The organism is Citrobacter sp. Cf136 (assembly GCF_030333815.1).
Lineage (GTDB): Bacteria > Pseudomonadota > Gammaproteobacteria > Enterobacterales > Enterobacteriaceae > Citrobacter > Citrobacter freundii.
In genome coordinates this window covers 192,887-202,671 of sequence record NZ_JAOWFE010000039.1, presented here as the reverse complement: position 1 = coordinate 202,671, position 9,785 = coordinate 192,887, and the positions used below count along the sequence as shown (strand labels likewise).

Here is a 9,785-nt window from a genome sequence, read left to right as displayed (position 1 = left end):
CAGAAGTGAAACGCCGTAGCGCCGATGGTAGTGTGGGGTCTCCCCATGCGAGAGTAGGGAACTGCCAGGCATCAAATAAAAGCGAAAGGCCCGGTCGAAAGACCGGGCCTTTTGTTTTATCTGTGGTCTGTCGGTGAGCGCTCTCCTGAGGAGGACAAATCCGCCGGGAGCGGATTTGAACGTTGCGCAGCAACGGCCCGGAGGGTGGCGGGCAGGACGCCCGCCATAAACTGCCAGGCATCAAATAAAGTGAAGAAGCCCATCCTGACGGATGGGCTTTTTTGCGTGTGTGCGGGGTAAAAACCGCCGGGCTGAACGTATTGTGCAGGCCTGATAAGCGCAGCGCATCACGTACATCGCGACACCGCAGTTATCTTCTGGCCCATTGCGTAACAAAATCAGCTACTTGCTGCATGTTGTTGATATCTAACAATGGAACATCCACCGCCAGCGGAACGTCACTGGCAACCGCTATAACATAGTCATCCATCACCAATTCCTCAGGACTATGCCCGCAGCCTTCGCGGAAAAGTAGGATCTTAGCGACAGGTTCATGCTTAAATCCCTCGACCAACACCATATCCAACGTTGAAGCGTCCATCCGGCTTACCAGATACGCTAAATCCAGTTCGGGCTCTTCCGGTGTTTCTACCATTAATGCCCAACGTTGCTGGCTGGCGACCAGCGTTTGTGCTGCACCGGCTTTGCGTAACTCATAGCTATCTTTACCGGGCTTGTCGACATCCATCTTGTGATGAGTATGCTTAATCAATCCGGGACGTATACCTCTGGCACGTAGTTCCGGGATCAACTTTTTGAGCAGCGTGGTTTTTCCCGTGCCGCTCCATGCCGCAATGGCGAGTAATGGGATCATGATTTTTCCTGCCATTTTGCGAGCTCTTCGGGGGTGTTCACGTTTACGAACGCATCTTTATGATCGCTGAAATCGACAGCATGACCGCCTGCCAAACGCATAAAGACCATAACGCGTCGTTCACCGGACTGAAGATAATCCTGCAGTAAAGGCTGCATAGAGCGGTGCATCAGCGCAATGGTTGGGTGATCTCTTTCGCCATCATGCACCCAGACAACCGGTGCAGCTTTGCGCTGCTCTTTTAAACGAGCGACCAGATCGTGAGGAATATAAGGCATATCGCACGGGCAGAACAAAAACCATTCCCCCGTTTGCAGCAGGAATACCGATAGCATCCCGGCCAGTGGGCCAGGGAAATCGGCCAATGAATCAGGAATAACTTTCAGGCCGCTTTGCTGGTATATATCCCTGTGGCGATTGGCATTAACCACCACGGTTTCGACCTGCAAAGCGAGAATGTCGGCCACATGTCGCCAAAGAGGTTTACCGTCCAATTCAAGCAGACCTTTATCGGTTCCGCCCATCCGTCTGGCCTTACCGCCAGCCAGCACAACCCCTGTTATTGCACTATCCAGAATCACTGATATCGCCTCTTTTAATGTGGGATTGACCCTGCTAACGTATCTGTATTGAGCCTAAGGAGCACAACCATGAAATGTAAACGTCTGAATGAAGTTATTGAACTCCTCCAGCCTGCCTGGCAGAAGGAACCCGATCTTAACCTGATGCAATTTTTACAGAAACTGGCGCAAGAGTCAGGTTTTGACGGCGAACTGGCGGATTTAACTGATGACATTCTGATCTATCACCTGAAAATGCGTGACTCGGCGAAAGATGCGGTCATTCCAGGTATTCAGAAAGATTATGAAGAAGATTTTAAAACTGCACTACTCCGCGCACGTGGCGTAATTAAAGAGTAAAAGCTTGTAATCGCCGCCACCGAAAGCGCTGCGAAATGATATCCTGAATCATTCGTAGTATTTTCCGGATGATGGGATGAACGACAACGCTTTTAATTTCCAGACGCTACACCCGGATACCATCATGGATGCACTGTTTGAGCAGGGGATCCGGGTGGACTCCGGGCTTACCCCGCTTAACAGCTATGAAAACCGTGTCTATCAATTCCAGGACGAAGACCGTCGACGCTTTGTCGTTAAGTTTTATCGCCCTGAACGTTGGTCTGTCGATCAGATCCAGGAAGAGCACCAGTTTGCTCTGGAACTGGTAAACGATGAAGTCCCGGTAGCTGCTCCGCTGGAATTCAGCGGTCAAACGCTATTAAGCCATCAGGGTTTCCATTATGCGATCTTTCCCAGCGTCGGTGGACGTCAGTTTGAAGCCGACAACATCGATCAGATGGAGGCGGTGGGGCGCTATCTCGGGCGTATGCACCAGACCGGATGCAAGCGTACTTTTGCCTTCCGCCCAACGATCGGCCTTGAAGAATACCTGACTGAGCCGCGTAAAGTTTTTGAACACGCACAGCTAATCCCATCAGGGCAAAAAGCGGCCTTCCTGAAGGCAACGGATGCGCTTATCGCGATCGTTAATGAACGCTGGCATACGCGTTTAACCACGTTACGCCTGCACGGTGATTGTCATGCCGGTAATATTCTGTGGCGCGATGGCCCGATGTTTGTCGATTTAGATGATGCCCGCAACGGTCCGGCTATTCAGGATTTATGGATGCTCCTCAATGGCGATAAAGCTGAACAACGTATGCAGCTTGAAACCATTATCGAGGCTTATGAAGAGTTTAGTGAGTTCGACATCTCTGAAATCGGACTGATAGAACCTTTACGCGCTATGCGTTTAGTTTATTATCTTGCCTGGCTAATTCGACGTTGGGCTGACCCTGCATTTCCAAAAAACTTCCCGTGGTTAACCGGGGAAGATTACTGGCATCGTCAGACCGCGACCTTTATTGAGCAGGCAAAAATTCTGCAAGAGCCCCCCTTACAATTAACGCCAATGTATTAATCGGAGAAACTTGAACATGAAAAAAATATGGCTGGCGCTGGCTGGTATGGTCTTAGCTTTTAGCGCATCTGCAGCGCAGTTCCAGGATGGCAAACAATACATCACTCTGGAAAAGCCAGTTGCGGGTGAACCGCAAGTGTTGGAGTTCTTCTCCTTCTACTGCCCGCACTGCTACCAGTTTGAAGAAGTGCTTCACGTATCTGATAATGTGAAGAAAAAGCTGCCGGAAGGCACCAAGATGACCAAATACCACGTCGAGTTTCTCGGGCCTTTGGGTAAAGATCTGACGCAGGCATGGGCGGTTGCAATGGCGCTGGGTGTTGAAGATCAGGTCACCGTTCCGCTGTTTGAAGGCGTTCAGAAAACCCAGACCGTTCAGTCTGTTGCTGATATCCGTAAAGTGTTTGTCGACGCAGGTATTAAAGGCGAAGATTATGATGCGGCATGGAACAGCTTCGTGGTGAAATCACTTGTGGCACAGCAGGAAAAAGCGGCGGCTGATTTACAGCTGCAGGGCGTTCCGGCGATGTTCGTGAATGGCAAATATCAGGTCAACCCGCAGGGCATGGATACCAGCAGCATGGATATCTTCGTGCAACAGTATGCGGATACCGTGAAGTACCTAGTTGGTCAGAAATAAAAGCAAAAGCCGGTCACTGACCGGCTTTTTTATTTGAGGCTTTAATCGCGTCGAGCTGCGCGTCTTTCTCACTCCATAGCGTATTTAGCCAGAGCTGAAACCGACGCTTGAATCCCTTATCGTTCACGTAGTCACCGTGCAACTCTTCATGAATTGGCTCCAGATTCACCCGCACGACAATCCGCGTTAACTTACCGCTCAGCATGTCGTAGAACGGTCGACTGCTGTTTTCCGGATAGCACAACGTGACGTTCAACATTTTATCGAACTGTGAACCCAGTACATTCAATGCCATTGCAATACCGGCCGCCTTAGGAGGGAGCAGGTTTTGATAGGGCGAGCGGGTTTGCTCACGTTTATCTTTGGTAAAGCGCGAACCTTCGACAAAATTCACAATGGTTGTCGGGTGTACGCGAAATTTCTCGCAGGAACGACGCGTTGTTTCGACATCTTTACCACGGCGTTCCGGATGGCGAAGCAGATAGCCACGTGAATAGCGTTTCATAAACGGCATATCCAGCGCCCAGCAGGCCAGGCCAATAAAGGGTACCCAGGCCAACTGCTGCTTGAGGAAATATTTATTCATCGGGATGTGCTTACGGAACAGAACGCAAAGCACAACGATATCGGCCCAGCTGTAATGATTACAAATGAGCAGATACCAGTTTTTCTTGCTAAGACCTTCCAGTCCTTCAACATCCCACTTTAGCCGTGGATTAAGGTGCAGCAGTAGCGCCAGACCTTCACACCAGCAGTACATCATGAAATTACAGAAGACAGAAACCTTGCGCCAGACGACAGGAATAGGCAAAAGGAGTTTCACAACTCCCGCAAGGATGATCGGCACAGAACAAAAAATCGTGACCAATATGGTCAATACGATACTCAGCAACAGCGTTATCGCAGCGAGTATTCTCGTCATAATTAAATTATTCAAAAGGTTAGCCATAGACAGTGCGCGAAAGAGGCGCAAGGGGCTGATTTTATCAGAAAACGAACCAAATGATGGATCTTCCCTCAATAGAAAAAAGAGGAATATCTATCCACATCAGGATATAAGCTGTAAAAATGGAATAAAATGCTGTGTATTTATTTAATTCATTGAAATACATATAAAAATATTATGAGGCAATAATTGCCTTGTTATATTTAAAGAGCTGTAAATTATTTATTCACAAAGTTATCCACAGCTGTCTTTGCGAGCAAAGCAGAAGATCTACAAAAGTTTTTCGACAAATGCGGCGAAAAACTCATGTTTTCATCCTGTCTGTGGCATCCTTTACCCATAATCTGATAAACAGGCACGGACATTATGGTTCAGATCCCAGAAAACCCACTTATCCTTGTAGATGGCTCATCTTACCTGTATCGCGCATACCACGCGTTCCCACCGCTGACTAACAGTGCAGGAGAACCTACGGGTGCGATGTACGGTGTCCTCAACATGCTGCGTAGCTTGATTTTGCAATATCAGCCGACCCACGCGGCGGTGGTATTCGACGCCAAGGGTAAAACCTTCCGTGATGAGTTATTCGAACACTATAAGTCGCACCGCCCACCCATGCCGGACGATCTGCGTGCGCAGATTGAACCTCTGCATGCGATGGTAAAAGCGATGGGGCTGCCACTGTTGGCGGTTTCTGGCGTGGAGGCGGATGATGTCATCGGTACGCTGGCGCGGGAAGCAGAGAAGGTGGGGCGTCCGGTGCTGATTAGCACTGGTGATAAAGATATGGCTCAGTTGGTGACGCCGAATATCACCCTTATCAACACCATGACCAATACGATCCTCGGCCCGGATGAGGTGGTAAATAAATACGGTGTCCCGCCGGAACTGATCATCGATTTCCTGGCGCTGATGGGGGATTCCTCAGATAACATTCCTGGCGTTCCAGGCGTAGGTGAAAAAACTGCGCAGGCTCTGCTGCAGGGGCTGGGTGGGCTGGATACTCTCTATGCTGAATCAGACAAAATTGCGGGGCTGACATTCCGTGGTGCGAAAACCATGGCGGGCAAACTTGAGCAGAATAAAGAGGTGGCGTACCTCTCTTATCAATTGGCTACTATCAAAACGGATGTTGAGCTGGAGTTGACCTGCGAGCAGCTGGAAGTCCGTCAACCGGCAGCAGAAGAACTGCTTGGCCTGTTTAAACAGTATGAATTCAAACGTTGGGTTACTGACGTTGAAGCGGGTAAATGGCTACAGGCGAAAGGGACGAAGCCGGCGGCAAAACCGCAAGAAACTATTGTCGTCGATGAAACGCCTGAGGAGCCGGCTACGGTTCTTTCGTATGATAACTATGTGACGATTCTGGACGAAGCGACGCTGGAAGAGTGGATCGCGAAGCTGAAAAAAGCACCTGTCTTTGCCTTCGATACGGAAACTGACAGCCTGGACAATATTTCCGCGAATCTGGTTGGCCTGTCTTTTGCCATTGAACCGGGTGTGGCGGCATATGTTCCTGTTGCCCACGATTACCTGGATGCCCCCGATCAAATAGCTCGCGATCGCGCGCTGGAGCTGCTGAAGCCGCTGCTTGAAGATGAGAATGCGCATAAAGTCGGGCAGAACCTGAAGTACGATCGCGGTATCCTGGCGAACTATGGCATCGAGCTGCGCGGCATCACCTTTGACACCATGCTTGAATCCTACATTCTTAACAGCGTCGCTGGCCGACACGATATGGACAGCCTGTCGGACCGCTGGCTTAAACATAAAACTATCACCTTTGAAGAGATCGCTGGAAAAGGCAAAAACCAGCTGACCTTTAACCAGATAGCATTGGAAGAAGCCGGGCGTTACGCTGCGGAAGACGCCGACGTTACGCTACAGCTGCATCTGAAAATGTGGCCAGAATTACAGCAACATAAAGGGCCACTGAACGTCTTTGAAAATATCGATATGCCGCTGGTGCCAGTTTTGTCTCGTGTTGAGCGCAACGGTGTGAAAATCGATCCGGCTGTTCTGCACAAGCATTCAGAAGAACTGACGCTGCGTTTGAACGAGCTGGAGCAAAAAGCGCACGAGATCGCCGGAGAAGCGTTTAACCTCTCTTCCACCAAGCAACTGCAAACCATCCTGTTTGAAAAGCAGGGTATTAAGCCGCTGAAGAAAACCCCTGGCGGCGCACCATCAACGTCAGAAGAAGTGCTGGAAGAGCTCGCGCTGGATTATCCGTTGCCGAAAGTTATCCTGGAATATCGTGGTTTAGCAAAACTGAAGTCGACCTATACGGATAAGCTTCCGTTGATGATTAACAAGAAGACCGGGCGCGTGCACACTTCCTATCATCAGGCAGTTACCGCAACGGGTCGCTTGTCTTCAACGGATCCGAACCTGCAAAACATCCCGGTACGTAATGACGAAGGTCGTCGTATTCGTCAGGCGTTCATTGCGCCAGAAGACTACGTGATTGTCTCTGCGGACTACTCACAGATTGAACTGCGTATCATGGCGCACCTTTCACGTGATAAAGGTCTGCTTACCGCGTTTGCCGAAGGGAAAGATATCCACCGCGCAACGGCGGCAGAAGTCTTTGGTTTACCGCTTGATTCTGTGACCAGCGAGCAGCGCCGCAGCGCGAAAGCCATCAACTTCGGTTTGATCTACGGGATGAGCGCTTTTGGTCTGGCGCGCCAGTTGAATATTCCGCGTAAAGAAGCACAGAAGTACATGGATCTCTACTTCGAACGCTACCCTGGCGTGTTGGAATATATGGAACGCACCCGCGCGCAGGCGAAAGAGCAGGGTTATGTAGAAACGCTGGAAGGTCGCCGTCTCTATTTACCGGATATTAAATCCAGTAATGGTGCTCGTCGTGCAGGTGCAGAACGCGCGGCAATTAACGCCCCGATGCAGGGTACTGCCGCAGACATTATCAAACGAGCGATGATTGCGGTGGACAGATGGCTGCAAACCGAGCAACCGCGTGTGCGTATGATCATGCAGGTACACGATGAACTGGTGTTTGAAGTGCATAAAGATGACCTCGAAAGCGTCTCTAAAAAGATCCACCAACTGATGGAAAACGAGACCCAGATTGACGTGCCGTTGCTGGTGGAAGTCGGTAGTGGCGAAAACTGGGATCAGGCGCACTAAGGGTTTACTGAATAACGGCTCTTTTTCGTAACTAAGCAACATAAGAGAGAGCTTTTTGTGATGTCCATTAGAATTCCCTATGTAAGGAATGAAAAAAAATTACAAAAAGTGCTTTCTGAGCTGCTCAAAAAAGAGTAAAGTTATTCTCGTAGGGTACAGAGGTAAGATGTTCTATCTTTCAGACCTTTTACTTCACGTAATCGGATTTGGCTGAATATTTTAGCCGCCCCAGTCAGTAATGACTGGGGCGTTTTTTATTGTGCGAAAGAAAAGTTTTGTACATGCTGTAGGCCGGATAAGACGCGCAGCGGCGCCATCCGGCAATACGGTGGGTTATTCCCCGTCCTGCATCTCTTCAACCGGTGCCAGTTCACTAAACCAGCTATCCAGTTTTTGCCGCAGTTTGTCCACACCCAGCTTTTTCAGCGATGAAAATGCTTCTACCTGCACATCACCGTTAAATGCCAGTACGGCTTCGCGTACCATATTCAACTGCGCTTTGCGTGCACCGCTGGCCAGCTTATCTGCTTTAGTCAGCAGTACCAGAACCTGAACGTTGCTCTCAACCGCCCACAGGATCATCTGTTGATCGAGATCTTTTAACGGGTGACGAATATCCATCAGTACCACCAGACCTTGCAGGCTCTGACGTTTTTCCAGATATTCAGCCAGCGCGCGCTGCCATTTGCGCTTCATCTCTTCTGGAACTTCGGCATAACCGTATCCTGGCAAATCGACCAGGCGTTTGCCGTCAACGACTTCAAACAGGTTGATGAGCTGAGTACGACCTGGCGTTTTAGATGTACGCGCCAGACCCTTTTGATTCGTCAGGGTATTTAGCGCACTGGATTTGCCTGCGTTGGAACGGCCAGCAAAAGCCACTTCTATACCCGTGTCGGAAGGTAAGTGGCGAATATCAGGCGCACTCATCACAAAGTGCGTCTGTTGATAATTCAAATTAGTCAAAGCAGTCCTCTCCATCAATCAGGGCTTTGCAGCGATTATACCTGAACCCCAGCAAAAGGCTGGTTTTTCGACGAGTGGGCAGTGTGAGTAAAAACCACGCGCTTTGTGAGACATTGCCGACAGTTTCTATACGAGATGACAGAGTAAAAAATGACAGAACTAAAATAAATCATGGAGTTACATTTGGGCGCTATTCTTAAAATCGGAAATTGTTACCCAGGTTACTTGTACGTTTAAACCAAAACGGTAAAGTAGCATCCATAGCGAGGAAGCTGACAGGATAGACGACTCAGGATGAGGGTCAGGAGCGCCAGGAGGCGAAGACACAGGATTGTCAGGAAGACAAACGTCCGGAGACGTTAGTAAAAGGAAATGGAAACAACACGGAATGTTAGAGGCTAAGGGAAAAACAGGGTGTGTTGATAGCCAACAGGGATTGTAGAGCCCGTAAGGGTTGAGAGTCAGGAAAAAAGGCGACAGATTACTCTGTCGCCTTTTTTCTTTATTTCTGCTAGATTCCGGCGCAATTATATACTGAATAAAACAGCCAAAGACGAATCATGATGAAACCAACTTCTACACCACGCGGTAAAGGTCCTGCAAAAGCGCGTCGTAAAACACGCGAAGAAATTAACCAGGAAGCTCGCGACCGTAAGCGCCAGAAAAAACACCGTGGTCATGCGGCAGGTAGCCGTGCGTCCGGTAGCGAAGGCGCATCTGGTGGCGGAAACCAAAATAAGCAAAAAGATCCTCGTATTGGCAGCAAAACCCCCATTCCATTGGGCGTGACCGAAAAAGTCACCAAACAGCACAAACCGAAGAGTGAGAAACCTATGCTTTCACCACAGGCTGAGTTGGATTTACTGGAAACGGATGAGCGCCTGGATGCGCTGCTGGAGCGTCTTGAAGCAGGAGAGACCCTGAGCGCGGAAGATCAGTCCTGGGTTGATGCCAAGCTGGACCGCATTGATGAGCTGATGCAAAAGCTGGGTCTTTCTTACGATGACGAGGAAGAAGAGGAAGAAGAAGAAAAGCAGGAAGACATGATGCGCCTCCTGAAAGGCGGCAACTAACGGTTTTACACCGTGGGTCTTCCCGTCCTGCTTATAACCCTTCCGGTTATATGTTATCTGGTGTGGTTATTCGTTAAACTACAGCGGTTGTCGCGGCGACAGAAGTGGCTGCGCAACCGACTTATCACCCGTACTGGGGTTAAGTCGGTA

At 49.6% G+C, this 9,785-nt stretch carries 10 protein-coding genes and 1 pseudogene; 7 read left to right on the top strand and 4 right to left on the bottom strand.

What is annotated here, in order from left to right; translation table 11 throughout:
• Positions 1-370: 370 nt before the first annotated feature.
• Positions 371-874, bottom strand: coding sequence for a molybdopterin-guanine dinucleotide biosynthesis protein MobB (gene mobB, locus OGV98_RS19335; RefSeq protein WP_138828068.1), 504 nt, complete (start codon positions 872-874; stop codon positions 371-373).
• Complete coding sequence (mobA, locus tag OGV98_RS19330) at positions 871-1,455, bottom strand: molybdenum cofactor guanylyltransferase MobA (RefSeq protein WP_192468314.1); 585 nt, start codon at positions 1,453-1,455, stop codon at positions 871-873. The genes mobB and mobA overlap by 4 nt, the downstream gene beginning before the upstream one ends.
• A gap of 69 nt (positions 1,456-1,524) precedes the next feature.
• Between mobA and OGV98_RS19325 the strand changes: the two genes are divergently transcribed.
• The 3 genes from OGV98_RS19325 (at position 1,525) to dsbA (ending at position 3,497) form a co-directional block, all read left to right on the top strand.
• Positions 1,525-1,794, top strand: coding sequence for a YihD family protein (locus tag OGV98_RS19325; protein ID WP_003028616.1), 270 nt, complete (start codon positions 1,525-1,527; stop codon positions 1,792-1,794).
• 76 nt (positions 1,795-1,870) lie between these two features.
• Positions 1,871-2,857, top strand: coding sequence for a serine/threonine protein kinase (locus OGV98_RS19320; protein WP_200003145.1), 987 nt, complete (start codon positions 1,871-1,873; stop codon positions 2,855-2,857).
• A 16-nt stretch (positions 2,858-2,873) separates the two neighbouring features.
• Positions 2,874-3,497, top strand: coding sequence for a thiol:disulfide interchange protein DsbA (dsbA, locus tag OGV98_RS19315; RefSeq protein ID WP_003028621.1), 624 nt, complete (start codon positions 2,874-2,876; stop codon positions 3,495-3,497).
• A 13-nt stretch (positions 3,498-3,510) separates the two neighbouring features.
• On the opposite strand, the gene yihG is transcribed toward dsbA, so the two are convergent.
• The gene (gene yihG / locus OGV98_RS19310) at positions 3,511-4,446 is read right to left on the bottom strand and encodes a 1-acylglycerol-3-phosphate O-acyltransferase, YihG family (RefSeq protein ID WP_003028622.1); all 936 of its coding nucleotides are present in this window, start codon (positions 4,444-4,446) and stop codon (positions 3,511-3,513) included.
• Between the two features lie 363 nt (positions 4,447-4,809).
• Between yihG and polA the strand changes: the two genes are divergently transcribed.
• Together polA and spfP are read left to right on the top strand one after the other, a co-directional pair.
• Positions 4,810-7,596 (top strand): DNA polymerase I, encoded by a 2,787-nt coding sequence (gene polA, locus OGV98_RS19305; protein WP_003028623.1) that lies wholly within the window; start codon positions 4,810-4,812, stop codon positions 7,594-7,596.
• Between the two features lie 166 nt (positions 7,597-7,762).
• Positions 7,763-7,810, top strand: a complete 48-nt coding sequence (gene spfP / locus OGV98_RS23660; RefSeq protein WP_071892919.1) for a small protein SpfP — start codon at positions 7,763-7,765, stop codon at positions 7,808-7,810.
• A 119-nt stretch (positions 7,811-7,929) separates the two neighbouring features.
• Here spfP and yihA read toward each other — a convergent pair whose 3' ends face one another.
• Positions 7,930-8,562, bottom strand: a complete 633-nt coding sequence (gene yihA, locus OGV98_RS19300) for a ribosome biogenesis GTP-binding protein YihA/YsxC (protein ID WP_003847926.1) — start codon at positions 8,560-8,562, stop codon at positions 7,930-7,932.
• A 209-nt stretch (positions 8,563-8,771) separates the two neighbouring features.
• On the opposite strand from yihA, the pseudogene OGV98_RS19295 reads away from it, so the two are divergent.
• Both OGV98_RS19295 and yihI read left to right on the top strand, forming a co-directional pair.
• A pseudogene (locus tag OGV98_RS19295) lies at positions 8,772-8,957 on the top strand (hypothetical protein).
• 168 nt (positions 8,958-9,125) lie between these two features.
• Positions 9,126-9,635: a Der GTPase-activating protein YihI gene (gene yihI, locus OGV98_RS19290; protein ID WP_003028627.1), complete on the top strand. Its 510-nt coding sequence runs from the start codon at positions 9,126-9,128 to the stop codon at positions 9,633-9,635.
• Positions 9,636-9,785 lie beyond the last annotated feature (150 nt).